20 protein-coding genes are annotated in these 23,445 nt (G+C 71.6%); 11 read left to right on the top strand and 9 right to left on the bottom strand.

Translation table 11 applies throughout. The features are described 5' to 3' along the window. Positions 1-99: 99 nt before the first annotated feature. The gene (locus VLK66_RS03390) at positions 100-801 is read right to left on the bottom strand and encodes a lytic transglycosylase domain-containing protein (protein ID WP_325307930.1); all 702 of its coding nucleotides are present in this window, start codon (positions 799-801) and stop codon (positions 100-102) included. A gap of 90 nt (positions 802-891) precedes the next feature. Between VLK66_RS03390 and VLK66_RS03385 the strand changes: the two genes are divergently transcribed. Further along, positions 892-1,209, top strand: a complete 318-nt coding sequence (locus VLK66_RS03385) for a hypothetical protein (RefSeq protein WP_325307928.1) — start codon at positions 892-894, stop codon at positions 1,207-1,209. Positions 1,210-1,352: 143 nt separating this feature from the next. On the opposite strand, the gene VLK66_RS03380 is transcribed toward VLK66_RS03385, so the two are convergent. Beyond that, the gene (locus VLK66_RS03380; RefSeq protein ID WP_325307926.1) at positions 1,353-1,979 is read right to left on the bottom strand and encodes a hypothetical protein; all 627 of its coding nucleotides are present in this window, start codon (positions 1,977-1,979) and stop codon (positions 1,353-1,355) included. Positions 1,980-2,197: 218 nt separating this feature from the next. Here VLK66_RS03380 and VLK66_RS03375 point away from each other — a divergent pair, with 218 nt between their 5' ends. Together VLK66_RS03375 and VLK66_RS03370 are read left to right on the top strand one after the other, a co-directional pair. Then, positions 2,198-6,646, top strand: coding sequence for a hypothetical protein (locus tag VLK66_RS03375; RefSeq protein ID WP_325307924.1), 4,449 nt, complete (start codon positions 2,198-2,200; stop codon positions 6,644-6,646). Between the two features lie 370 nt (positions 6,647-7,016). After that, on the top strand, positions 7,017-7,880 hold the full coding sequence (locus VLK66_RS03370) for a hypothetical protein (protein ID WP_325307922.1): 864 nt from the start codon (positions 7,017-7,019) through the stop codon (positions 7,878-7,880). A gap of 101 nt (positions 7,881-7,981) precedes the next feature. On the opposite strand, the gene VLK66_RS03365 is transcribed toward VLK66_RS03370, so the two are convergent. Both VLK66_RS03365 and VLK66_RS03360 read right to left on the bottom strand, forming a co-directional pair. Then, positions 7,982-8,209, bottom strand: a complete 228-nt coding sequence (locus VLK66_RS03365) for a hypothetical protein (RefSeq protein ID WP_325307920.1) — start codon at positions 8,207-8,209, stop codon at positions 7,982-7,984. Positions 8,210-8,348: 139 nt separating this feature from the next. Further along, positions 8,349-10,802 carry a zinc-dependent metalloprotease gene (locus VLK66_RS03360; RefSeq protein ID WP_325307918.1) on the bottom strand — a complete coding sequence of 818 codons (2,454 nt, stop codon included), beginning with the start codon at positions 10,800-10,802 and terminating at the stop codon, positions 8,349-8,351. A gap of 461 nt (positions 10,803-11,263) precedes the next feature. Between VLK66_RS03360 and VLK66_RS03355 the strand changes: the two genes are divergently transcribed. From VLK66_RS03355 to VLK66_RS03345, 3 genes are all read left to right on the top strand, one after another. After that, positions 11,264-12,649 (top strand): pitrilysin family protein, encoded by a 1,386-nt coding sequence (locus VLK66_RS03355; protein WP_325307916.1) that lies wholly within the window; start codon positions 11,264-11,266, stop codon positions 12,647-12,649. Further along, positions 12,646-14,082, top strand: coding sequence for a pitrilysin family protein (locus VLK66_RS03350; RefSeq protein ID WP_325307914.1), 1,437 nt, complete (start codon positions 12,646-12,648; stop codon positions 14,080-14,082). Before VLK66_RS03355 ends, VLK66_RS03350 begins: the two co-directional genes overlap by 4 nt. Positions 14,083-14,482: 400 nt before the next feature. Further along, a complete protein-coding gene (locus VLK66_RS03345; RefSeq protein ID WP_325307912.1) occupies positions 14,483-15,625 on the top strand; it encodes a hypothetical protein in 1,143 nt (380 codons plus the stop codon). 151 nt (positions 15,626-15,776) lie between these two features. Here VLK66_RS03345 and VLK66_RS03340 read toward each other — a convergent pair whose 3' ends face one another. From VLK66_RS03340 to VLK66_RS03330, 3 genes are all read right to left on the bottom strand, one after another. Next, positions 15,777-16,769 carry a PDZ domain-containing protein gene (locus VLK66_RS03340; RefSeq protein WP_325307910.1) on the bottom strand — a complete coding sequence of 331 codons (993 nt, stop codon included), beginning with the start codon at positions 16,767-16,769 and terminating at the stop codon, positions 15,777-15,779. Positions 16,770-16,906: 137 nt separating this feature from the next. After that, positions 16,907-17,722, bottom strand: a complete 816-nt coding sequence (locus VLK66_RS03335) for a hypothetical protein (RefSeq protein WP_325307908.1) — start codon at positions 17,720-17,722, stop codon at positions 16,907-16,909. Then, on the bottom strand, positions 17,710-18,264 hold the full coding sequence (locus tag VLK66_RS03330; RefSeq protein WP_325307906.1) for an RNA polymerase sigma factor: 555 nt from the start codon (positions 18,262-18,264) through the stop codon (positions 17,710-17,712). Before VLK66_RS03330 ends, VLK66_RS03335 begins: the two co-directional genes overlap by 13 nt. Positions 18,265-18,667: 403 nt before the next feature. Between VLK66_RS03330 and VLK66_RS03325 the strand changes: the two genes are divergently transcribed. The 3 genes from VLK66_RS03325 to VLK66_RS03315 are packed head-to-tail and all read left to right on the top strand — an operon-like array spanning position 18,668 to position 20,234. Further along, a complete protein-coding gene (locus tag VLK66_RS03325) occupies positions 18,668-19,231 on the top strand; it encodes a hypothetical protein (protein ID WP_325307904.1) in 564 nt (187 codons plus the stop codon). Next, positions 19,228-19,833 (top strand): RNA polymerase sigma factor, encoded by a 606-nt coding sequence (locus VLK66_RS03320; protein ID WP_325307902.1) that lies wholly within the window; start codon positions 19,228-19,230, stop codon positions 19,831-19,833. The genes VLK66_RS03325 and VLK66_RS03320 overlap by 4 nt, the downstream gene beginning before the upstream one ends. Further along, the gene (locus VLK66_RS03315; protein WP_325307900.1) at positions 19,830-20,234 is read left to right on the top strand and encodes a hypothetical protein; all 405 of its coding nucleotides are present in this window, start codon (positions 19,830-19,832) and stop codon (positions 20,232-20,234) included. Before VLK66_RS03320 ends, VLK66_RS03315 begins: the two co-directional genes overlap by 4 nt. A 72-nt stretch (positions 20,235-20,306) precedes the next feature. On the opposite strand, the gene VLK66_RS03310 is transcribed toward VLK66_RS03315, so the two are convergent. Beyond that, positions 20,307-20,873, bottom strand: a complete 567-nt coding sequence (locus VLK66_RS03310; RefSeq protein WP_325307898.1) for a hypothetical protein — start codon at positions 20,871-20,873, stop codon at positions 20,307-20,309. A 237-nt stretch (positions 20,874-21,110) separates the two neighbouring features. Then, positions 21,111-21,269 carry a hypothetical protein gene (locus VLK66_RS03305; RefSeq protein ID WP_325307896.1) on the bottom strand — a complete coding sequence of 53 codons (159 nt, stop codon included), beginning with the start codon at positions 21,267-21,269 and terminating at the stop codon, positions 21,111-21,113. Between the two features lie 239 nt (positions 21,270-21,508). Between VLK66_RS03305 and VLK66_RS03300 the strand changes: the two genes are divergently transcribed. Then, positions 21,509-22,075 carry an outer membrane beta-barrel protein gene (locus tag VLK66_RS03300; RefSeq protein ID WP_325307893.1) on the top strand — a complete coding sequence of 189 codons (567 nt, stop codon included), beginning with the start codon at positions 21,509-21,511 and terminating at the stop codon, positions 22,073-22,075. Positions 22,076-22,214: 139 nt separating this feature from the next. Next, positions 22,215-23,036 (top strand): transporter, encoded by an 822-nt coding sequence (locus tag VLK66_RS03295; RefSeq protein WP_325307891.1) that lies wholly within the window; start codon positions 22,215-22,217, stop codon positions 23,034-23,036. The last annotated feature ends 409 nt before the right edge of the window (positions 23,037-23,445 follow it).

Raw genomic sequence — 23,445 nt, 5'->3', positions numbered from 1 at the left:
CCCTCTCTTTTCCGCGTCTCTGCGTGAGATCCAGCGAAGCAGCGGCGCCGCCCCGAAGCCGGGACGGCGCCGCTTTTCTCCATCTACCGAAAACCGAAATCAGCGCCCGACCAGCCCGGACCCGGCGTAGCGCTCGAAGCCGACGCCCAGAACGCGGCGCGAGTAGCCGTTCTCGGGGTTGCGGCCGCGGGCCAGGTCGCGGTCCACGGCGCCGTCTCCGCGGTTGTAGGCCAGCAGTGCCAGCTCCAGGTTGCCGTCGTACTTGGTGATCAGGCCGCGGAGGTAGCGGAAGCCCACGTGCAGGTTGGTGCGCGGCTCCAGGATGCCCTCGCGGGTGAGGCTGCGGTCCAGCCAGCGGGCGGTGCTGGGCATCAGCTGCGTGAGCCCCAGCGCGCCCACGGGGCTGCGCGCCCGCGGGTTGAACATGCTTTCCACGCGCACCAGCCGGAACGCCAGGTCGGGGTCGATGCCCTCGTCGCGCGCGGCGTCGTGGATCTCGCGCGCCAGGTCGCCGGAGATGCGGTAGCGCACCGCGAAGGCGAAGGGGCCGCCGTTCAGCTCGCGGAAGCGGCGGGCCTCGTCGCGCAGCCACGCCCAGAACTCGCGCGAGAAGCCGCCCTCGGGCTTGCGCAGCTGCCGCGCGCTGTCGGCCCGTACGCCGGCCAGCCGCGGCCGTCCGCCCTGCTGCGATCCCGCCGGCGCCACCGACCCCGCCACCAGCAGCGTGCACAGGGCCAGCGCCACCGGCCGCCGCAGCGCGCCGAGGCGCGGGCGAACGGCAAAGTCGTTCGTCGTACCCAAGCGTGTCACCTCCATGAAACGGGGGTTCGTACGGGGCGCCAAGCTGGCACGCGAACCCCGCCGCGTCAACCCCGGGACGCGCGCAACGCCATGCGTTTCCTCATCTTCCCGGGCAACAAAACGGGAAAGATGGGGGAGATGATGATGCCTCGTCTTCCCCGTGAAGCGGTGAAGATCGGGAGGTGGGATGGCGGTGAAGATGAGGTGGAGATGGAGATGGAAATTGGGACGGCGAAGATGGAGATGGAGATGGAGATTGGGCGGCGAAAAATGCGACTGAAGTCGCGGCTACAAAGGCACGCAGTCCGCCTTCGCGGACTTCCCCTCGCGAACATCCCCGCCGTGAGCCGAGATCATTGCAGCGATGATCAGGAATGCGCGCCGGGTATTATCCACGCGCCGGGATGAAGTCCGCGCAGGCGGACTGCGTGAGGTTGTAGCCGCGAGTTCACTCGCATTTTCGCGCCCAAACCTTCCACCTGCGCCGCCGCACTTCCGCACTTCCGCACTTCCGCACTCCCGCACTCCCGCACTCCCGCACTCCCGCACCCTCACCCCTTCTTCCACCGCCTCGGCTCGAGCTTCGGCGGGCGGACGCCGTGGCGGCGCGCGCCGATGACGGGGACGTATTCCAGCTCCTCGCCGGACTCGGCGGCGCGGAGCATCAGCCCGCCGCGGCTCATGTCGCCGCGCCCCACGAAGTCGGCCGGGAATACCAGGCGCTCGCCGAAGATCCCCGTCAGCACGTCCACGTACTTCCCCGAGGCGATGCTCCCCAGCAGCACCATCCGTGCGTCGCCGGCGTGTTCGGCCACAGCCTTCGCGTGCGCCTCCAGCGGGCCACGGTAGCCGGCGTTGTGCAGCTCCACCGCGCCCGCCGCGAACTCGCGCAGCACGTCCAGCGAGATGCGCGACTCCGGCGGCACCAGCCCGCGCGTGGGGGTGATCACCAGCGCGCCGGGGAGGCCGTCGGGTGGCGCGGCAAAGCGGCGCACGTACGCCATCTTCCCGCGGAAGTACAGGCCGCTCAGGAAGGAAAAGACGTCGCCCAGCTCTGCGCCCTCGGGCGTGCGGATCTGCCTGGCGAGCGGGAACGATGCGGCGTCGCGCATCACCAGCTCGCCGCGCTTGCCGCCTGCGAACGCGGGCGAGAGCAGGAAGATACGCGGAGAAAACATGAGCGGAGCGCACGGCAAAACGCGGGCCGCCGGTGAATGTAGCAAACGGGAAACGCCGCGGCCCAGGCCCTCCAATCCCCGTGCGGCTCCACGCCCGCCGCGCGTTCTGCCCGCACCGGCGCTCTTCTCGCCCCCGGCGAACGCGCTTACCTTGGGAGCCAGATTTTGCACCCCGCCGCGGCTCGCCCCCCGAACCTCCCTCCGGCCGCACCCGTCCCATGAGCAACCGCGCCGTCACCTACCCCCTGGGCTTCCTCGTCCTCGTCGGCCTCGCGCGGGGGGTGCAGCTCACCACCACGCAGAAGCAGCAGGACGGGCCGGCCGTCGTCACCGAGGTGCGCGGCGGCGCTGGCGACGGGAAGGACGCGAAGCCGCGAGCGTACCCCACCGGCGTGAGCCTGGTGCAGGAGTTCCTGCGCGCCGGCAAGCCCGCGGAAGCGCCGGCCGACAGCGAGCGCAGCATCCCGCTCGCCGGCGACTCGGCCGTGAAGAGCGCGCCCGTGGCCTGCTTCCCCACGGTGGGGACGATGGTGGCCACCCTTCCGGACCCGGTGGACTCGCACCTGGACTGGGCGTTCGACTCGGACTACGAGGCCATCGTCCGCGCCTACGAGCGCATGGGCTACGTGGTCGACCGCTTCTGGCTGCCATGGAGCGAGAAGTTCGACACGGTGGTGGCGGCGGGAAGCGAGAACTCGGGGCGACGCGTGCGCGACGTCTACCCCGGCGTGGTCCTCTTTCGCCGCGACACGGACGCGCGCTTCCGCGTCGGCCGGCCCCGCGCATCCGATTCCGCTGCCGTGGACACCGGCCGGGCGGCGGCCGGGCGGAAGAAGAAGGTGGCGGAGGGCGGCGGAGGTGCGCTCCCCACGCGCCCCATCGCGCGCGAAGCGACGCCCGCGCGCAATCCTCCGGAATGCGTTCCGCCTGACTCGGCCGGGGCCACGCCGGACTTGCAGCTCCTCTACCTCATCGGCGAGCTCCCGACCGCGGGGGTGCACAAGGACGCGCTGAACCGCGCGCTGCTGGACCGCGACCTGGTGCTCTCCCGCTCGGGCCGCGATTCGTCCGAACTGCGGATCGTGGGCCCCTCGTTCTCCGGATCGGCGCGCTCGATGGCCCTGGTGCTGGAAGCGTGGCGGGCGGACGATGCCGCGCACCGGAGCCACGACCGCCGCGTCCATGTGATCACCGGCTCCGCCACCAGCCGCCAGAACGCCACGCTCCTGGGCTACCGCGAGCCCGCGCCGCCCCCCGGCGACACGGCGCAGCGGCGGCGCGGGGAGAAGCCCGCGCCCTACACCAAGCGGCCTGCCACGGCGCGCGATTCCGCCCGCCGCGATTCGGTGCGACGCGATTCCGTCCGCCGGGATTCAGTCCGCCGGGACTCGGTGCGCCGCGACTCCGTGCGGCGCGACTCGCTGGCGCGCGCGGGCCGCCTGCGCCGCGCGGGCGGACCGCCCGCCGCGCCACCCGCGCCGGACTCCGTGGCGACGGACACATCGCAGGCGTACACGGTGGAGTTCCACGCAACCGTGCACAGCGACATGGAGCTCACCCGCGCCCTCGTCTACCGCGTGCTCTGTCCGCTGGGGCTGCGCAACGACCAGGTGGCGGTGCTGCACGAGAGCGGCACGGCGTACGGCCGCGAAGCGCTCACCCGCACCGACACGGCGGGCGCCCCGGCCGGCGTGAACTGCGGAGGGTGGGTGATGGACCCCTCCCGCTTCGTGCAGATCCCCTTCCCCATGAACATCGGCAGCGTGCGCGCGGAGTTCGAGGCGCACCCGCAGCAGCGGCCGGAGAGCGAGAATGGCGCCGCCCAGAGCCGCGCCCGCCTCACGCTGCGCGACCCCGACCGCCCCGGCGACCGGCCGCCTCCCATGTCGCAGCTCACGGCGCCCACCCTGGAGCTGCTGCTGGACGAGATCGAGCGCACGGTCACCAGCCACCGCATCCGCGTGGTGGGAATCGTGGCCTCGGACGTCCGCGACAAGCTGTTCCTGGCGTCGGAGCTGCGCCGGCGGCTGCAGGACGTGCAGCTCTTCACCTTCGAGGGGAACGCGCTCTTCCTGGTTCCCGAGAACAACCGGGCGCTGCGCGGGATGATCGTGGTCTCCACCTATCCGCTCACCGTGCGCAGCCAGTGGTGGACACGCAGCGGGCTGGGGCCGCTGCGGATCTCGTTCCCCAACGAGGGCGCGGTCGGCATCCACAACGCCGTGCTGATGCAGCTGGGCGGAGACTCGCTGGTGGCGGACTACGGAACGCCGTTCGCCGACCACCCGGACTCGCTGTCGCTCTCGCCGCCGGTGTGGATCAGCACGGTGGGGCGCGACGCCTTCGTCCCCATCACCGTGCGCACCGAGCGCGAGGACGGCTTCACCCGCGCGGTGGGCGTCGTCCCGCCTCGGCCGGTCGAGTGGCCGTCGATCCAGTTCTTCACCGCCGTGGCCGTGGTGACGCTCGGGCTGCTCCTGCTCTACGCGGTCCGCATCCTCCTCCCCTTCCGCAGGGAAGAGGAGGTGGAGCACATCCTCCCCGCATACGGCAGCTCGCGCCGGCGGATCGTCTACGGCCACGCCCGCATGCTCCTCCCCCGCCGCCCGCGGAAGCCCGGCCCGCCCGGGGCGGGCGATGTCCAGCTTTCGACGGACATGGCCGCGGCGGATCCGCCCGGCGACGGGGCCACTCCCGCCGGGCCCGCGGCCGCCCCGCCGGTCCGCGTGCTCACGCCCCTCCTCCGCCAGCCGCTCGATCGCCGCGTGCGAGCCGCGCGGGGGGTGATGCGCTGGCTCCGGGACCGCCGCGTGAAGCAGGCGAAGCGGGCGAAGGCCACGGCCGCCGCGGACCCGGCGGCGCAGGCGCAGGCAGCGAGCGCGGCGGAGACGCTGCCGCTCGGCGCCGGGCACGAGGTGCTGCTGGACGAGACGCGGCTGGGGTCGCAGAACTTCCACGGGTACGCGTACCAGGCGCTGCGCGGGCTGGCATGGCTCAGCGTGGTGATGCCGGTCTCGGCGATCACCGCCTTCGCGCTCCTGCGCCGGCCGCTGTACGGGCCGGGAATCACGCCGCGGGTGCTGATGGTGGTGTTTTTGGCCGTGGTGCTGGTCCTCGGCCAGATCGCGGTGGTGCGCCTGGTCGCCGCCGCGCTCCGCCGGCTGGGCGAGGTGCGGGAGCTCGGGCTGATCTACGCCTTCTTCGGCACGCGGAGGGGCCGCGTCCGGCTTTCGTGGTGGATGGAGATCGTGCTGCGCGGGGTGGTGTTCGCCGGCGGGTTCCTGTTCTTCGCGCTGGCGGTGGCGTTCACGGTGCAGGTGCTGGCGCTGTCCCGCCTTCCCGTCACCTTCCCGCTCTTCGTCTCGCGCGCGGCGCAGATCGACAACGGCGTATCGCCGCTCCTTCCGCTCCTGCTGGCGTCGGCGGGCTACGCCGCGTGGTGCACCTGGCACATCTGGCGGATCGCGGCGCTGCGCGACACCACGCCGTTCGAGGCGGCGTGGGACTGGCCGGCCGACCCGCCGCTGAAGCCGTACGCGCCCACCCCCCTTTCCGCCGACGCGGCCGAGCACGTGCGCTGCGTGCGGATGCGGCTGTTCAAGGTCGTGCCCGACGACACCGGCATGGTGGTGCTGGCGGCCATCGTGGCGCTGGCCTTCGCGCTGGCGCTGCAGATCGGCGGCACGCTGGAGGGGATGATCGGGCTGACCTCGTTCGACCTGCTGCTGAAGCTGAGCGTGACGGGAAGCCTGGTGGGCACCTGCTGGGCCGTGTACCGCCTGTTCTCGGTGTGGAGCGCGCTGCGGCAGGTGCTGCGCGAGATGGGCGAGACGCCGCTCCTTCCCGCGTTCCGGCGCCTTCCGGAGAGCATCGGGTCGCTCACGCGGCTCACGCTCTGGCGCCCGCCCTCGCGCAAGGTGGTCGACACCGTGAGCGCGCAGCAGTGGCGCCACCTGCAGCAGCTGGAGAAGGAGGCGAAGGCGGACCTCCAGAAGATCGACCCGGCGCTCGCCGGCCGGGTGGCCGCGTACGTCGCCGGCAGCGTGCCGGAAAGCCGCTTCCCCCGCCGCCTTTCCGCGCCCCGGCAGGACCGCAGCTTCTCCACGCTGAACGGCCTCCTCTCGGAGCTGTGGGCCATGGAGCCCGATTCGGGCGTGGTGGACGCCATCAAGGAGGAGCTGCAGAAGTCGCCGAACGAGAGCACGGGCGCCATGTTCCGCCGCGCCTTCCCCGGCAGGGTGCGGCTCTGGCTGCGCGCCGCCGAGGAGTTCGCGGCCGTGCAGGTGGTGGACTACGTGGAGTGGGTGCTGCAGCAGCTGCGCACGCTCACCCTCTTCCTCTTCGTCTCGCTGATGCTCACCACCGCGCTGCTGTCGTCGTACCCGTTCCAGCCGCAGAGCATCGCCAAGCTGGTGTTCCTGTTCGTGCTGCTGGCCACCGTCTGCACCGTGCTGTACGTGATGGCGGCGCTGAACCGCGACACCCTGCTCAGCCTGGTGGCCGGCAGCGACCCCGGGCGCGTGAACCTGGACGGCAGCTTCGTGATGAACGCCGTGGCGGTGGGCGTGGTGCCGCTGCTCACCCTGCTGGGCTCGGAGATCCCGGGGCTGAACGTGTTCGCCTGGCTGCAGCCGATCGTCCACATGCTCTCCGGCGGCGGCGGCTGATCGAGCCGCCGGCGAACCATCCCGCCCCCCGCGCGCCCCGGCCCACCGCCGGGGCGCGCCACGTTTCCGTGGCGATCCCGAACGGTCCATCCGCGGCGCATCGCCGCCCGGCTGCGACAGGGCTGCCTCATCCATCCTCCCCATCTGCGGACCGCGCGCCGCATCCCCGAAGGCGACGGACTCTCCATCTACCTTGCGCCGCAACGACTTGCGAATGCGCTGAAACTCCGGGCGCGGACGGTCCGTTTGCTGCCCCTGCCGGACGTATCCCCGGCACGGGGAAAGACGGCCGCTTCCGGAGATCCGCCGGGGGCGCGGAGCCACACGACACGATCCGCGGGGTCCATCCCCCGCTTCTGACGAACTGGAGATGAAGAAGATGAGCATGGCGACGAAGATGCGGGGCGCCGCGGCGGCGGCGGCCGCGGCGGTGCTGGCGGCGGCGTGCGGCCGCGCCGAGGCGACTCCGGCGAAGGCGGCGGACGCCGCGCCCCGCGTGGTGACGGTGGTGGCGCGCGACTTCGCGTTCGAGGCGCCGGACCAGGTGCCCGCCGGGCTGGTGACGTTCCGGCTGGAGAACCGCGGCCAGGCGCTGCACCACATGCAGCTGATGCGGCTGGACGGGGGGAAGACGCTGCAGGACGTGTACGCCTCGCTGCAGGCAGGCGGCCCGCCGCCGGCGTGGCTGCACGAGGTGGGCGGCCCCAACGCCCCGGACCCGGGGGCCGACGCCAACGCCACCGTGCTGCTGCAGCCGGGCACGTACGCGCTCCTCTGCTTCGTCGACATCCCCGACCACGTGCCGCACGTGATGAAGGGGATGGCCCGGCTGCTCACCGTCACCCCCGCGCTGGCCCCGGCGGCGATGGCCGTGCCCACGGGAGACGTGACGCTGACGCTGAACGACTACTCGTTCGCGCTGTCCAGGCCGCTGACCGCGGGAACGCACACCATCCTGGTGCGCAACGGCGCCGCGCAGCCGCACGAGGTGGAGCTGATCCGCATGGCGCCGGGGAAGACGGTGAACGACCTGATGGCGTGGATGCAGAGCATGCAGGGCCCGCCCCCCGCCAGCGCCATCGGCGGCATCGCGGGGATGGAGCGCGGGCAGGTGCAGTCGTTCACTACCAGCTTCACCCCCGGCACCTACGTGATGATCTGCTTCGTCCCCGACGCGGGCGACGGCAAGCCGCACTTCATGCACGGCATGGTGCAGAGCTTCACCGTCTCCTGATCCAATCGGCAGATAGATCCGGCAGATAGAGAAACGGCGCCCCGGCGGAAGCATCCGCCGGGGCGCCGTCATTGTTTGTGCGAGCCTCGATTCGCCCGCGCTCAGGCAGGCCGGGTCCCGAGCTCGCGTGCGCGAATTGCGCCGGCGATCGCGCGGAGAACGTCGTTTACCGCCTCGGAGGTGGAGAACACCTCCGCCACGTCGGGGTCGAGCCGCACGGTGCGGAAGGCGCGGGCATAGCGCTCCGCGTACTTCCCCACTTCGGCCTCGGAGAAGTCGTACTCGGGAAGCATCCCGTCGTCGGGCTCACCGCCGCCTGGATTCTGCATACGTCCTCCATTCGCGTCCCGAATCGGATCCTGCGCGACACAGCAAAGATAATCTACGCATAGATAGAAACAGAGGAGCAGAGACTCGCTCTCCCGCTCCTCCGGTTCTCTGCGTGAACCCATCGGTTGGCGAGGCCGATCACCAGCCTTCGGGCTCGTCCTCGTCGCCGATCGGGGAGCCGGGGGGCGTCGCTACGGGCTGGCGGCGCTCGCGGGCCTCCCACGGGCGGTCCAGGAAGCGCGCGATGTCGTCGGCCAGGAGCAGCTCGTGCGCGCGCTGGTCGGCGTCGCCGCTGAAGCTGGTGCGGCGGTAGTAGTCGCGCAGGCTGCGCAGCCGCTGCGTGGCCTCGGCGCGCACCTGCGGCATGGGCGCGTCGGCGGCCAGGTCCATCAGCCGCTCCGCGAACGAGCGCTGGACCGCGCGCGCCACCTCGCGGCGATACGGGTCTTCCTCCCGGTCCGACGCGATGGACGAGGCGATGCGGTCCAGCACCTCGCGCAGCCCGGGGAGCGACGGGTCGATCGCGTGCTGCTCCACCAGCCGCGCGGCGCGCTGCGGGTCCAGCAGCAACCCGAAGGTCATGTCCGCCGCCGACGCCGCCGGCGACACGGCGTCGAACACCAGCCCGGTGTAGTGCGGAAAGAGCTCGCGGTGCGGGTCGAAGGTGAAGGGGCGCGGCGGGAGCCGGTCCAGCACGGTCTTCGGCAGCGCCAGCTCCGCCGGGCTCACGGTCGCCAGCACCGCCGCCAGCGCGCGCCGCTGGTCGGCGGCCGGGACGGGGCGCGGCGGGTCCTGCCCGTCGCCACGCATCGCGTAGCTGTACCACTGCCCGCCGATCATCTTGGTGGCCGCCTCGGCCTGGTAGCGGTGGTGGAGATAAAGAGGCACCAGCACCTCTTCCATCGTCGCCAGCGGCATCCCCGCCCGGATGGACTGCTCGCCGAACCGGGCCAGCGCCGCGCGCCGCACCCCCATCACCCGCGTCAGCTCCGCCGCCGCGTCGGTCCCGTTGTCCCACAGGTGCGTCTGGGGATGCGCGCTCCCCGCGGGCCGCGCGTCCTGGTCGGTCAGGAACGCGATCCCCCGCGCCCGCGCGTCGGCCAGGATGCGGTCCAGCGCCGCCGGCTCGTTGGTCCCCGGCGCGAAGTCGGAATACCCCCAGATGATGGCGACTTTATCCCACGCGCCGATCCCCTCGGGATACGCGTCGGAAAGGTCCACGCGCCCGTCCGCCGTCAGCCGCGCCAGCGGGTGGGGATAGTCCATCACCGAGACCCGCCCCTCCGCGCTGGCGATGTAGTTGTGGGCCAGCCCCAGCGTGTGCCCCACCTCGTGCGCGGCCAGCTGGCGCAGGCGCGCCAGCACCATCCGCTGCAGCTCCGGCGGCGTCTCGTTCCCGTTCGTGTAGGGCGACAGCAGCCCCTCGGCGATGAGCCAGTCCTGCCGGTCGCGCAGCGAGCCGAGCGACACGTGTCCCTTGATGATCTCCCCCGTGCGCGGGTCCACCACGCTCGATCCGTAGCTCCACCCGCGCGTGGCCCGGTGCACCCACTGGATCACGTTGTAGCGCACGTCCATGGGGTCCGCGCCCTCGGGGAGCATCTCCACGCGGAACGCGTTGCGGTACCCGGCCGCCTCGAACGCCTGGTTCCACCACCGCGCGCCCTCCAGCAGCGCCGTGCGGATCGGCTCGGGCGCGCCGCGGTCCACGTAGTACACGATGGGCTCCACGGGCTCGCTCATCGCCGCGGCCGGGTCGCGCTTGCGCAGGCGGTGCCGGGAGATGAAGCGCTGCTCCAGGGGCTGGCCGAGGGGAGACGAGTAGTCGGCGTACTGGATGCCGAAGAAGCCGCCGCGCGGGTCGCTGCGCCGCGGCACGTAGCCGTCCTCGGGGAGTTGCACCAGCGAGTGGCGCTCGCGGATGGTGATGGCCTCGGGCGTGGGCGTCACGTCGCGCACGTACTGGCCGGGGTTGTCGCCCGCGAAGGTGAGCGTGACCTCGATCTCGCTGTTGCGCGGAAACGCCTTAAGGTTGGGGAGATACAGAGCGCTGCGGGCGGCGTCCAGCTTGTAGTCGCCCTGCCGCGCGCGCTTCAGCGCCTGCACCACGCCGTGCGCGTCGCGCAGCGCGAAGTCGGTCGCGTCGACCAGGACGCGGCCGTCCGATTCGGCCACCGCGGTGAAGCCCCAGAGCACCGACTGCGCGAACGAGTCCTCCACGTCGCGCCGCTCGTCGGGGTTGGGGGACGAGGCGCGGAAGTTCTGGTTGGGCTGCACCATGAGGACGCGCGGCCCGCTGCGCTCGAAGCGCACGATGCGCGTGTCGCCCAGCTGGCCGCGGTCCAGCCCGACGTCGTTGGAGCCCAGCCCCGCGGGGAGCGAGACCTGGTAGATCATCTCCTGCCCCATGCGGGGGATCTCCATCCACAGCCGGCCGGCGCCCGCGTCCCAGTACAGCGGGACGAAGCCGTCCTTCTTCTCCATCCCCCGCGTCTTTTCGGCGATGGAGGGCAGGGGCTGCTGCGCGCGCGACGGCAAGGGCGCGGCGGCCAGCAGCAAGGCGCCGCAGAACGTCAGGGCCAGACGGTTCATGGGGAGATGCGGAACGAAGGGACGGACGAGGCAAGTAGCGGACGTGCTACAGCTTACCAGCGCCGCGGCGCGAAGGCAAACGGGCCGGGGATCGATGGGGTTCGGTGGTGGCGAGGGGCCGGCGAAGGGCGAATGAATTCGCGGCAACAACGGCCCGAAGCCCGCCTGCGCGGACTCCCCGCCGCACCATCCCCGCGCCTCGCCACGCATCCCGCCGCCAAGGCGATGCGGGCCACGCGACCGAGGCCGATCATCCCCCGACACCAATCCCCCATTCCGCCGACCCCGCACTCCCGCACTCCCGCACTCCCGCACTCCCGCACTCTCGCATTTTTCTTCACCGTCCCACTTCGTCCCAGATGTTTCTCTTCCGTTGCATTCGTCGCCCAGCGTAGTATCCTGTCCGATGCGGCGTGCGATCCGGGCGCCGCGCGGCACCCCCGCCTTCCACAGGAACCCACATGAAGAGACTCGTCCTGGCCCTCCCGCTGGCGGCGCTGCTCCCCGCGGCGCTCGCGGCACAGACCGCGATCAGCTACACGGAGGAAACGCTTCCCAACGGCCTGAAGGTGATCTACCACGTGGACCACTCCACCCCCGTTGCCGCGGTGGACATCTGGTACAACGTGGGCTCCAAGAACGAGGCGCCCGGCCGCACCGGCTTCGCCCACCTGTTCGAGCACATGATGTTCAAGGGCTCGCGCAACGTGGCCGACGGGCAGCACTTCGCGCTCCTGGAGGGCGCGGGCGCGCGCGCCGGCGCCGACATCAACGGCACCACGGCGTGGGACCGCACCAACTACTTCGAGCAGCTTCCCAGCAACCAGCTGGAGCTGGCGCTGTGGCTGGAGGCCGACCGCATGGGCACCCTGGCCGACGTGCTGACGCAGGAGAAGCTCGACAACCAGCGCGAGGTGGTGAAGAACGAGCGCCGGCAGAGCTACGACAACCAGCCGTACGGCACGTGGACGGAGAAGATGGAGGGCCTCGTCTTCCCCGAGGGCCACCCGTACCACCACGACGTGATCGGCAGCATGGAAGACCTGAGCGCCGCCTCGCTCGAGGACGTGCGCAACTTCTTCCGCACCTACTACGCGCCCAACAACGCGGTGCTGGTGGTGGCCGGCGACATCGACGTGACCCAGGCCAAGGCGCTGGTCCGCAAGCACTTCGCCGCCATCCCGCGGCACGACCCGCCGCCCGCGCTGCGCGACGCCACCCTTCCCGCGGTGGTGGGCCGCGAGCAGCGCGAGGTGGTGCAGGACGCCAACGCGCCGGTGCCCGCCGTGTTCATCGGCTTCCGCGTGCCCCCGCAGCGCGCCGCCAACGCCGCCGCGGTCGACCTGCTGTCGTCCATGCTGTCGGGGCGCTCGGGGCCCCTGTACGAGTCGCTGGTGCGGCGCCAGGGCGTGGCCACCAACGCCGCGGTGTTCAACTTCGACCTGCTGGAGGGCGCCGACATCCTGGTGGTGAACGCCAACGGCAAGCCCGGCGCGAACGCCGACTCGCTCGAGGCCGCCGTGAAGCGCGAGCTGGACAACGTGATGGCCGGGCTGACCCAGGAGAACCTGGACCGCGCCAGGGCGCAGGCGCGCTACCAGCTGGTGAACGGCCTGCAGCGCACCGGCGGCTTCGGCGGCCGCGCCGACATGCTGGCCGAGGGGTGGACCTACTTCCGCGACCCCAACTACGTGAACACCCGCGTGGCCGCCCTGGACCGCGTGACGCTGGCCGACGTGCGGGCCATCGCCCGCGAGCGGCTGGTGCCCAGCAACCGCGTGACCCTGGTCTACGTGCCCAACCGCGCCCCCGCCGGCGCGCAACCCCAGACCCCCGGCAGCCGATGAACCGCCTTCAGACCTTCGCTTTCGCGGCGGCCTTCGCGGCCGCCGCCACCCCGGCCGCGGCGCAGCACGGCACCACGCCGCCGCCCCCGGGCCCGCTGCGCCCCTTCCAGGTGCCGGCGCCGCAGGAGTTCACCCTGCCCAACGGGCTGCGCGTGGTGGTGGTCCGCCAGGCCGCGCTCCCCATCGTGAGCGGCCGCATCATCCTCAAGTCCGGCGCGGTGTACGAGCCGGCCGAGAAGAACGGCCTTGCCCAGCTCACCGCCACGCTGCTGCGCGAGGGCGCCGAGGGAATCACGGCCAGCGAGCTGAACACGCGCATGGAGCGCCTGGGCGCGCAGTTCCAGACCGGCGCCGGGTACGCCAGCGCGTCGGCCACGGTCACGGCGCTGAAGCCGGTGTTCGGCGAGGCGCTGGCGCTGGCGGCCCGCACGGTGATGCACCCCACCTTCCCCGAGAGCGAGTTCAACCGCGTGCGCACGCAGGCCATCGCCGGCTACGTGCAGAACCAGAGCACGGTCGAGGGGCTGGCCTTCGAGACGTTCAGCCGCGCGGTGTTCCAGCCCACGGCGGCGTACTCGCGCCCGTCGGGGGGCACGCGCGGCACGCTGGAGAAGCTCACGCTGCAGGACGTGCAGGACTGGCACCGCCGCACCTACGCGCCGTCCAACGCCATCCTCCTGCTGGTGGGCGACGTGACGGTGCCCGAGGCGCGGCAGTTCGCCACGCAGGCGCTGGGGTCGTGGAGCGGCGCCTCCGTCTCCCTTCCCGCGGTGCAGAACCTGCCGCAGGCGCCGCAGGGCACGCGCATCATCCTGGTGGACCGCCCCGGCTCGGTGCAGTCGGGAGTGTTCGCGGGGCAGGCGGCGATCGGCTACGGCGACCCGGCCTACTTCCCGTTCACCGGGCTGTCGCAGGTGCTGGGCGGCGGGTTCCGTGCCCGGATGAACAGCAACCTGCGCGAGCGCCACGGCTGGACCTACGGCGCTTTCAGCGGGCTGAACGCGCTGCAGGGAACGGGCACCTTCTTCGTGTCGTCGTCCATCCGCACCAACGCCACCGACAGCGCGGTTGCCGAGATCGTGCGCGAGTACCGCCGCATCGCCACCGAGCCGGTGCCGGCGGGCGAGCTGTCGGAAGGGCTGAGCAACCTCGTCGGCTCGTTCCCCAACACGGTGCAGACGGTGCAGGGCCTCTCGCAGCGGTACGAGACGATGCTGCTGTACGGCCTGCCGACGAACTTCTGGACCACCTACCGCGAGCGGCTCACGGCCGTCACCCCCGCCGACATCGCGCGGGTGGGGCAGCAGAAGCTCACGCCCAACGCGGTCACGGTGGTGGTGGCGGGCGACCTGTCCAAGATCGAGGCGCCGATCCGCGCGCTGAACCTGGGCACCGTGGAGGTGTGGGACGCGAGCGGCACCAAGGTCCGCTGACCGCACGCGGTTGACCGGATCGGGCGCGGAGGAGCATCTTCCCCGCGCCCGATTTGTTTGTTTCGGGGGATGAAGATAGGGAAGATCAGGAAGATGAGATGATGCCGAAGATGCCAAAAATGCGAGTGAACTCGCGGCTACAACGGCACGCAGTCCGCCTTCGCGGACTTCAACGGCAGGATTCCTCGGCGACGTGATCCTGAGTCGTCCCCGAGCTGCGCGCGTTCAGGAAGGATGAAAGGAGACTCGGCTGTGAGCGCCGATGCCGCGTAGCGAGCGGATCAGCCTCGCGCATTTTGCGAGGCTTCCCGTGGTTGTTGCTGCGACTTCAGTCGCCGGTGACCGGCCGCGCCCGGAACTCTCCAAGATCCACATCTCCGCCCCACGCATCGCCCACCCGATGATCCGTACTGTCCCGAAGCCCCGCATCCTCACCCTCACCGTGGCCGCGGCGATGGCGGCGCTTCCCGTCGGCAGCGCGTGGGGGAACATGGCCGCGCCGCCCGAGCCGCAGACGGTGCACCGCGGGTCGCCGCTCGGCGAGCCGGCGGGCGGGCTGCGCGACGTGTTCATCGAGCACGAGACGCTGCGGATGGACCTGCGCCCGCTCGCGAAAGCCAGGCCCGCCATCGTCGAAGCCGTCTACCGCGTGCGCAACGACGGCGCGGCGCGCACGCTCGACCTCGTCTTCGTCGCCAACGGCCTGGCGAAGGGCGCCACGACCGTTTCCGTCGACGGGCGCGCCGTCGCCGCCACGCCGGGGGCCGCCGCCTCGCTGCCGGCCAGCTGGCGCGCGCCCGCCACCACGCCGTCGCTCGCGGAGGTAGATACGGCGAACGCGCAGCTCCCGTACGAGCCGCGCAACGAGGGAACGCTGGCGTTCCGCGTCTCCCTTCCCGCCGGCCGCCACGAGATCCGCGTGCGCTACCCGGCCGAGGCCAGCGCCTTCCAGGACAACGACCTCACCCCCGTCTGGCAGCTGGGGTACGTGCTGGCGCCCGCGCGCGACTGGGCGGGCTTCGGCGCGCTGGACGTGCGGGTGGAGCTGCCGCGCGGGTGGAAGGCGGAGAGCAATCTCACCCTCCGCAGCGAGGGCAGCGCGCTCGCCGGCACCTTCCGCGGCGTTCCGGCGGACGCCATCGCGCTCAGCGTGCAGAAGCCGGAGCCGGCGTCGGGGGTGTGGTACCTGCTCTGGTTCGTGTTCGCCACGGCGGTGCTGGGGCTCTGCGCGTGGGCGGCGTGGCGGGTGGGCGGCTCGCTCGGGCGGCGCGGCAAGAGCAGCGCGTGGGCGCTTCCCGCGTCGGCGGGGATGACGGTGGCGTGGACCATCGCCGCGGCCATCGGCTGGTCCTTCATCCCCAATCTCGTCGAGTGGCAGGCGGGGCCGTACGTGGGCGAGTACGCCGTCCGCTCGCTCTCCTACGGCTCCACCATGCTTCTTCTCCTCCTCATCCCCCTGATGCTCCTGAGCGGCATCATCACTCTGCAGGTCGCCGCCTTCCTCGCCCGCAAGCGCACGCTCGCGCGCGACGGCCAGTCCTGAATCTCACGCGGAGACGCGGGGAGCTCGGTGCGGCGATGAGTTCTCCGCGACTCCGTGTCTCTGCGTGAGATCCAGCGATCGATTCGCGACGGAACGACGAAGGGGAGGCCCGAGCGGCCTCCCCTTCGTCTTCGTCCCGATCCGGATCGCGTCAGGGGCGCTCGCGGCGGCGCTCCTCGTCGCGGCGGCTGCGCTCCACGCGGAAGGTGCGGACCTCGTCGCGCGGCTCCCAGCGCACCGACAATTGCCGGCGCGCGCCGTCGCGCATCACGTTCAGCCGCACCTCCTGGCCGTTGCCGCGCACGAAGGCCTGGCGCAGGTCGTCCACGTCTTCCACCCGCCGCCCGTTGGCGTCGAGCACCACGTCGCCCGGCTGCAGGCCGCCGCGCGCCGCCGGCGTCCCGGATCCCACCTGCAGCACCAGCAGCCCCTGGGTGGTGTGGAAGTAGCGGCCCAGCCCTGCGTTCATCTCCGCGAACTCGGCCCCGGCGATGGAGCGCGCTCCCATGCCGACGATGAACGGGAGGCTCCCCATCCGCCCGCGCAGGCGGTCCAGCTCCGCCCCGGCGCGCGGCATCACCCGCACCAGCGAGTCGCGCCACACGCGCATCATGGTGTCCATGCGGATGACGATGCTGTCGCCCTGAAAGCGGCGCAGGTGCACGCGCAGCGAATCCATCCGCGACAGCAGGCTGTCCATGTGCACCGCCATGGTGTCCATGCGGATGACGATGCGCCGCCCGTCGGGCGGAATCACCATCACGCCGCCCGGCACGTCCACCCCGCCCGGGAAGTTCCCGGTGATGCGCCGCGGGCGCTCGCCCGCCACCACCACGCGCTCCTCCTCGCGGCCGTCGCGGCGCACGCGCAGCCGTACGGTCTCGCCGGCGGCCAGGTGCTCGCGCAGCGATTCCACCGCCTCTTCCGTCGCGGCGCGGCCGTTCAGCCGCACCACCACGTCGCCCGCGCGGATCCCGGCGCGGTCCGCGGGCGAGCCGGGGAGCACCTCCTCCACCCGCGCCACGTTGTCGTCGTCCCTGCCGAACAGAATCCCCATGTAGCCGTTGCCGCGGTCCTGCGCGCGGGCGGCGGCGGGGAGCGAGGCGGCCATCACCAGCGCCGCCAGCCAGATGCGAATCTTCACGTCAGTCGTGCTCCTGTGGGAAAAAAGTGCCTGGTGCCTAGTTCCAAGTGCCTAGTGCTGAGTGCTGAGTGCTGAGACGAAATCTCCATCCGAGCTGAGTTACCTGGCACTGGGCACTAGGCACTTGGCACTTTTTTCTAGAACCAGTCCTTGTCGCCGGCCGCCATCTCGCGGCGGAGCGCGTCGCGCTCGCGCAGGGCGGCCATGTGGTACCCGTTGATGACCGGGTCGTCGGGCGCGCGCTCCAGCGCCTGGCGCGTGGTGGACAGCATCCGCTCCAGCGCCGCCATCCGCGTGTCCGCGTCCGCGCCGGACTGCGGGTCGGCGATGGCCGCGTAGCGCTGCAGCGCGGTCAGGTACGCGGCCTCGGCCTGCGCCAGCTCGCGCGCCGCGCGCCGCACCTCGGGGCTCACCGGCCGCCGCGCCGCCGGCGGCGCGGCGGCGTTGGACGCCAGCCGCGCGCCGTTTCCCGCTCCCGCGTCCGGCTCCGCCGCGAACGGTGCCTCCGGCGCCGGGGTGGAGGGAAGCGACGCCAGCGCCCCGTCTCCCCCGGCGGCGGTGGGATGGACGGTGACCGGCAGCCCGCGCACCGTCTCCGGCCCCGCGGCGACCTGCGCCGTCCGCCCGCGCAGCGCCATTCCCGCGGCGCCGCCCAGGACGAAGAGTGCCAGCGCCGCGGCCGCGCGCAGCACCTGCGGCCGGCGCCAGAACGGGATCTCCGCCCGCCGCGGGATGTCGGCGATCAGCCCCTCGCCGCGCAGCGCCGCCTCGAGCGCCGTCCACGCGCCGGCGGGCGGCTCGGGGTCGGCCAGCGAGCCCAGCGCCGCCGTCTGGCCGCGCATCTCCGCCAGCTCGCGGCGGCACGCCAGGCACGTGCCCAGGTGGATCGCCTCGTCGGCCAGCGGCGGCTCGTCCACCAGGCGGGCCAGCGCCTCCAGCGTCAGGTGTTGCATGCCTGCACCTCCTCCATCCGTTCGGGCACGGGGCTCAGCATGGCCCGCATCTTCGCGCGCGCCTTGAAGAGCTGGCTCTTGCAGGTGCCCGCGTTGATCCCCAGCATCTCCCCGATCTCCTCGTGCGTGTAGCCTTCCACGTCGTGCAGCACCAGCACGCGGCGCATTCCCTCGGGAAGGCGTTCCATCGCCCGCTCCAGCTTCATCTTCAGCAGCGGGTCGCCCGCGCCGCCGCGCCCCTCGTGCGAGTCGTCGATCAGCGTCTCGCGCCCCGCCTTGCGCTCGCGGCTGCGGCGGCCGTGCAGCGCGCTGTTCACCGCCACCCGGTGCAGCCAGGTGGAGAACTGGCTGTCGCCGCGGAAGGCGGGAAGCGCGCGGATCACGCGCACCCACGCCTCCTGGGCCCAGTCCTCGGCCAGGGCGTCGTCGCCGGCCAGGCGCCGCACCACGGCGAACACGCGGCGCGCGTGTCGCTGGTACAGCGTCCGGATGGCGCCGCCGTCCCCCTGGCGGGCGAGTTGAACGAGCTCGTTGTCCTCCATGCGGCTCCGCGCGCGGTGTCCGGTAGATGGATGCCGCGCGGTGGCAGAGGGTTGCCCGAGAGGAAGTGCGAACGTGCGAAAGTGCGAAAGTGCGAAAGTGAGGGGCCTTCGCTCGAGCCCACGCCCTCCGAGCCGGAACCGAGTTCCGACTCGAACAGCCTCGCGCGGTTTGCGAGGCTTCCCGTAGTTGTTGCTGCGACTTCAGTCGCCGGTGAGGGGATCGGGCGAAACGACGAATCCCATCTCCATCCCGAAGATGCAATATAATGGGGATGAAGATCTTTATCCCCATTCCCCCAACGTTTTGCGTGGTCCGGTGGTATAACGGTCAGCGGCGCCGCGGAGGGGGATGGGTCGACTGCGGCGCGATGGAGATGGAAGACGACGAGCGGTGATTCGTGAGATGAGAACCCACCCGATTCTCCTCGGCCTGTGCGCGCTGCTGCTGGCGTCCGCGCCGGGGATGGCGCAGGCGGCGGAGCAGCAGCCCGGGGCCGAGCTGCTGGACCGCAACGACCAGCGCCCGTTCGACGCGCTGATGCAGGTACGCGGCGATCTGCAGCTCAGCGACGCGCAGGTGGCGCGGCTGCAGGGGATCGCCACGCGGCTGGAGGCCACGAATCGCCCGCTCCGCGAGGAATTGATGCGGCGCTGGCAGGTGTACCGCGAGCAGCGCCGCGCCGCGCTCCTGCGCATGACGCCGGAGCAGCGGCAGGCCGAGCTCGCCCGCGTCCGCGCGCAGGGCCGCCCGCCGGTGCCCGACGAGCTGCGTCCGCTGGTGCAGCGCATCCGCGGCAACGTGGCCGGGGCCATGCGCGAGGCGCGCACGGTGCTCACGCCGGGGCAGAAGGCGCGCGCCCGCGAGCTGCTGCGCGAGCGGCGGCAGGGGCGCCTGCAGGGCGGGCGCGGGGGGCGGATGGGCGGCGGAATGCGCGGGCGCGGCAGGGTGCGCGCGGGCCTGCCTTGAGCACCGCGGGCGCGCCGCTGCGCGTGGAAGCACCCAGCCGCCCGCCGCCGCAGGCCGCGCCGGACGACGAGCCCGCGCTGGTCGAGCGCGTCCGCGCCGGCGACGCGGCGGCGTTCGAGACCCTCGTCACCCGCTACATGCGCCGCGCGTTCGCCGTCGCCTACCGGCTGATGGGACAGAAGGAAGACGCGGAAGACCTGGTGCAGGAGACGTACATGGCGGTCCTGCAGCGGATCGGCACCTTCGAGCCCGGCCGCCCGTTCGCGCCCTGGTTCTTCCGCATCCTGGTGAACCGCGGGCTGAACGCCCGCAAGGCACGCTCGCTCCGCGCGGTCGACCAGATCCCCGACGGCACCGCCGCGCATGGCCCCACCCCCGAGCGCGAGGCCGAGCGCACCGAGCTGCGCGAGCGGCTGCGGCGCGCGATGGACGCGCTTCCCGAGCGGCAGCGCGTGATCGTGGAGCTGTTCGAGCTGGAAGGCTTTGGCGGACCCGAGATCGCGGAGATCCTGGAGATCAGCGACGGGACCGTGCGCTGGCACCTGCACGAGGCGCGCAAGACGCTGAAGAAGGCGCTGGCGCCGTACGAAAGGAGTTCATGATGGAGACCTTCACGCACGACCCCGACCGGGACCCGGTCCTCTCCGCCGCGCTTCGCGACGCGTACGGCGAGGTCCCCGAGCCTGACTTCGGCCGCATGCGCGGCGCGCTGATGGCGCGGGCCGAGCTTCCGCTGGCGCGGCTGCGCCGCGAGCAGCGCGTCCAGCCGGCGCGCCGCCGCTTCCGCGCGCTGGTGCCGCTCGCGGCCGCCGCGGGCGTGGCCGGCACCGCGCTGGCGCTCACCTTTCACCAGCCCGCCGCCCCGCGCCGCGACCGCGAGGTCTCCGCCGCCGACCGCGCGCAGGTGGAGCAGATCCTGAACGAGTCGCTCCCCTCCCCCGGCGAGATGCTCGCCGGCCAGGGCGCCGGCGACGACCTTCTCGACGCCGCCATCGGCTCGTAGCCGCGCGCGAGATGGATGCGACCAGAGCCCCCGCAGGTCCAAGCGACCGGCGGGGGCCTGTCCGTTTCGGAGCTACAGGGCGAAGAGGCTGCGCAGAGCGTCGTCGATCTCCGTCATTATCGTCTCACTGACCACAAGCTCGGTCCACGCATTGATCTCGTGTTTATGAAACGCGGTCTGGATCAGCCGAGTCGCAATGAGCGCGGTGGTCCATTCCGCTCCGAGAAGCGCAACCGCCGGATCCGCCACCCGGACGTCAAGCGCATCATGCTCGAACTCGTCTTCGTTTAATAGCGGGATCAGCAGCTGATAACGCCGGCGCCGGGAATATCGTGGTTCCGTGACCACGACGCCGTACAAGAACCCGGCTTCTTCGGCCACCCCATCCGTCACCCGCACCACACGGCCGCGCCAGCTCCCGGCCGCGGCGCCACTTCCGTCGCAGGTTCCGGTTCTCAGACCCAAGGCGTCGGCAAGCGCCGATCTGACCTCCGCCATTTCGTCGATCAGCCGCCCGACCATCCGGTCCATGTCCTCGGAGACGGCGCTGATCAATCGGCAGGGGTAGACGAAGGTCGGCCGGTTGAAGCCGGTGAGTCCGGCCGCGCCGTACCGCGTCCGCGCGGGATCGATCCGCACGTGGGCTCCGCCACGGCGGGCGTCGGTCGCTTGCGTGCTCGCATACGCAAGAGTGGCCTCGTCGCCTGCTTCGCGGCACGGAGTGAGCAGGACATGCCGTCGTCCTTTGGTATCTCCCTCGTCGCGAGCTTCGCGGGGGAGATACCACACCTCGCCAGGATAGCGCATCGGAAGATATGAAAAAGGCCGGGATCGATAAGTCGACCCCGGCAAGATAACACAGGTAGATCACTTTGTCTACTTCTTCTTCCTTCTCCGCGCAAGCTGCTGCCGCAGGGAGCGAAAGCCCGCCGCGCGGGCTTCCAGGAAACCCGGATGGTCCGGCGGCGGATCGTCATCGTCCTCGTCGTCCTCTGGAGGCGGCGGGAGATCCACCACGTTGGCCAGATGCTTCAACTGCCGCTCATCCATAGGATAGCCTGGGCGCTGGGTGTCACCGCCCTGAATACATAACAGCAATCCGCACCCAGTCAACCGGAGAATCGGCATCCAACTCCAAACGTTCCAAGTGGATCTTGTTGCACTTCATGTGGGTAGACGCGAGGTGCAACGGCGGCCGGGCAGGGCGGCACCGGGCTCGCGGCCGCCGGTGGAGCGGTGCCGCATCAAACACTACAGCAGGAGATGACGCAGGGATGAAGAACACCACGTTCGCACTGGCCGCGCTGGCGGCCTTCGCCGCGGCGCCCGCGCTGCACGCGCAGTCCGGGTTCGCGCTCAAGGGGAGCTACGTCTTCAACTCGTCCAACGTGCAGGACGCACGCTCGTCGGGGTTCAACGACGTGCCCTCGCCCGACGGGTTCAGCGTCGGCGCGGAGTACGTGCTGCCGATGGGCATCGGCGTGGGCGTCAGCGCGTACACCGAGGGCAAGGCCACCGACGTGAACGCGCAGACCACCGCCTTCTCGGTCATCGGCGAGGCCAACTACTTCTTCCGCATCCCGGTGATCCCCGTGCGGCCGTACGTGGGCGTGCACGCGGGGCTCGGGCGCTACACCATCGAGGACGTGCGCAGCGGCGCGACGTCTCCGAAGATCGAGGACAGCCGCACGCAGCTGGGCTACCAGGCCGGCCTGCGCCTGCAGCTCACGCCGATGATCGGCGTGGACGGACAGTACCGCCACGTCAGCGATTCGTCGTCCGAGAGCCAGAGCCCGGACCTGGAGCGCAACCAGTTCATGCTCGGCATCACCCTCTTCTGATCGCCCGGGCAGTCCAGCGAACGAGCCTGCCTCCGCAACCCCGCGGGGGCGGGCTCGTCCGTTTGTCTGGCGCGGAGATGCGGCGGGGACGTAGACTGGCGCGGTCCCGAGGTTCCCCTCCCCCCGCGTCCAAGTCCCCGTGCGCACACACCTCCTCGTCCTGGCCGCCGCGCTGGCCGCCGCCGCGCCGCTCCACGCGCAGACCGATTCCGCAGAAGCCGCCGGACCCATCCAGGACAACAGCTTTCTCGTCGAAGAGGCGTACAACCAGGAGCGCGGCGTGGTGCAGCACATCAGCAACTTCGTGCGCGACCGCGGCGGCGCGTGGATGTACACGTTCACGCAGGAGTGGCCGCTCGGGGGGATCAGGCATCAGCTCAGCTACACCCTCCCGCTCGCCCACACGCCGGGCGAGACGGGCATCGGCGACATCGCGGTCAACTATCGCTACCAGCTTGTGGGAGATGGAGATGCGGCGCTCGCCATCTCCCCGCGCCTCACCGCCATCCTTCCCACGGGCGATGCGGACCGGGGATTCGGCAGCGGCGGAGCCGGCATCCAGGGCGCGGTCCCGCTGAGCTGGGTGGTGGTGAAGGACCGCCTCGTCGCCCACTCCAACGCCGGGGTCACGTGGACGCCGCGGGCGCGGGACGCGGCCGGGAACCGCGCCGCCACGACCTCGGTCTCGCTCGCGCAGAGCGCCGTCTGGCTGGTGCGGCCGATGTTCAACCTCTTCGTCGAAGGGGTGTGGACGCGCGACGAGTCGGTAGCCGGGCCGGGGAGCACCGATTCGGGCAACAGCGCCACGATCTCGCCCGGCGTGCGCTTCGGGTGGAACCTGCCGCACGGGCTGCAGGTCGTCCCCGGCGTCGCCGTCCCCATCGGCATCGGTCCCAGCGCGGGCGAGCGCTCGCTCTTTCTCTACCTCAGCTTCGAGCACCCCTTCACGAACCGCAGGTAGCGGCCGCGCGGTTGTGCTTACGCACTGCCCCCCCCCGACGTCATCTTGAGGCGGGCCACACCGCAACTCGCATCAGCACAACACCTTGCAGGCCGAAGGATCTGTGGGTGCGGCAGCACGTGAGTGGGTCGGATGCACCAATCCTTCTCCCGGATCTCGCATGAGGGCTCCGCGAGCGCGGCGAGCCGCAAGAGAATCGCCCCCGCGCCTGAGCCAGGCGCGGGGGCGATTGCATCCTACGATCGACGCGTTCCCGCAACGGACGTGCGGTGTTAGCGGCGGGCGTAAATCTGACACTTTCGGCGGGCGAAAATCTGACAGTCGGCATCGCACTCGTGGCGGTCTGCGCGTGAGGTGAGCGCGCGGGCGGCCGATCCCACAGGTTGGCTCCTCCACCCCAAGCGGAGGA

The organism is Longimicrobium sp. (assembly GCF_035474595.1).
Classification (GTDB): Bacteria; Gemmatimonadota; Gemmatimonadetes; order Longimicrobiales; family Longimicrobiaceae; genus Longimicrobium.
The sequence above is the reverse complement of the archived record's forward strand: the minus strand, read 5'-3'. Positions and strand labels throughout refer to the sequence as shown.

Coding starts and splice junctions, on each gene's coding strand:
- VLK66_RS03385 (WP_325307928.1), top strand. CDS start 892: ATGCGTTTCCTCATCTTCCCGGGCAACAAAACGGGAAAGATGGGGGAG.
- VLK66_RS03380 (WP_325307926.1), bottom strand. CDS start 1,979: ATGTTTTCTCCGCGTATCTTCCTGCTCTCGCCCGCGTTCGCAGGCGGC.
- VLK66_RS03375 (WP_325307924.1), top strand. CDS start 2,198: ATGAGCAACCGCGCCGTCACCTACCCCCTGGGCTTCCTCGTCCTCGTC.
- VLK66_RS03370 (WP_325307922.1), top strand. CDS start 7,017: ATGAAGAAGATGAGCATGGCGACGAAGATGCGGGGCGCCGCGGCGGCG.
- VLK66_RS03365 (WP_325307920.1), bottom strand. CDS start 8,209: ATGCAGAATCCAGGCGGCGGTGAGCCCGACGACGGGATGCTTCCCGAG.
- VLK66_RS03360 (WP_325307918.1), bottom strand. CDS start 10,802: ATGAACCGTCTGGCCCTGACGTTCTGCGGCGCCTTGCTGCTGGCCGCC.
- VLK66_RS03355 (WP_325307916.1), top strand. CDS start 11,264: ATGAAGAGACTCGTCCTGGCCCTCCCGCTGGCGGCGCTGCTCCCCGCG.
- VLK66_RS03350 (WP_325307914.1), top strand. CDS start 12,646: ATGAACCGCCTTCAGACCTTCGCTTTCGCGGCGGCCTTCGCGGCCGCC.
- VLK66_RS03345 (WP_325307912.1), top strand. CDS start 14,483: ATGATCCGTACTGTCCCGAAGCCCCGCATCCTCACCCTCACCGTGGCC.
- VLK66_RS03335 (WP_325307908.1), bottom strand. CDS start 17,722: ATGCAACACCTGACGCTGGAGGCGCTGGCCCGCCTGGTGGACGAGCCG.
- VLK66_RS03330 (WP_325307906.1), bottom strand. CDS start 18,264: ATGGAGGACAACGAGCTCGTTCAACTCGCCCGCCAGGGGGACGGCGGC.
- VLK66_RS03325 (WP_325307904.1), top strand. CDS start 18,668: ATGAGAACCCACCCGATTCTCCTCGGCCTGTGCGCGCTGCTGCTGGCG.
- VLK66_RS03315 (WP_325307900.1), top strand. CDS start 19,830: ATGATGGAGACCTTCACGCACGACCCCGACCGGGACCCGGTCCTCTCC.
- VLK66_RS03300 (WP_325307893.1), top strand. CDS start 21,509: ATGAAGAACACCACGTTCGCACTGGCCGCGCTGGCGGCCTTCGCCGCG.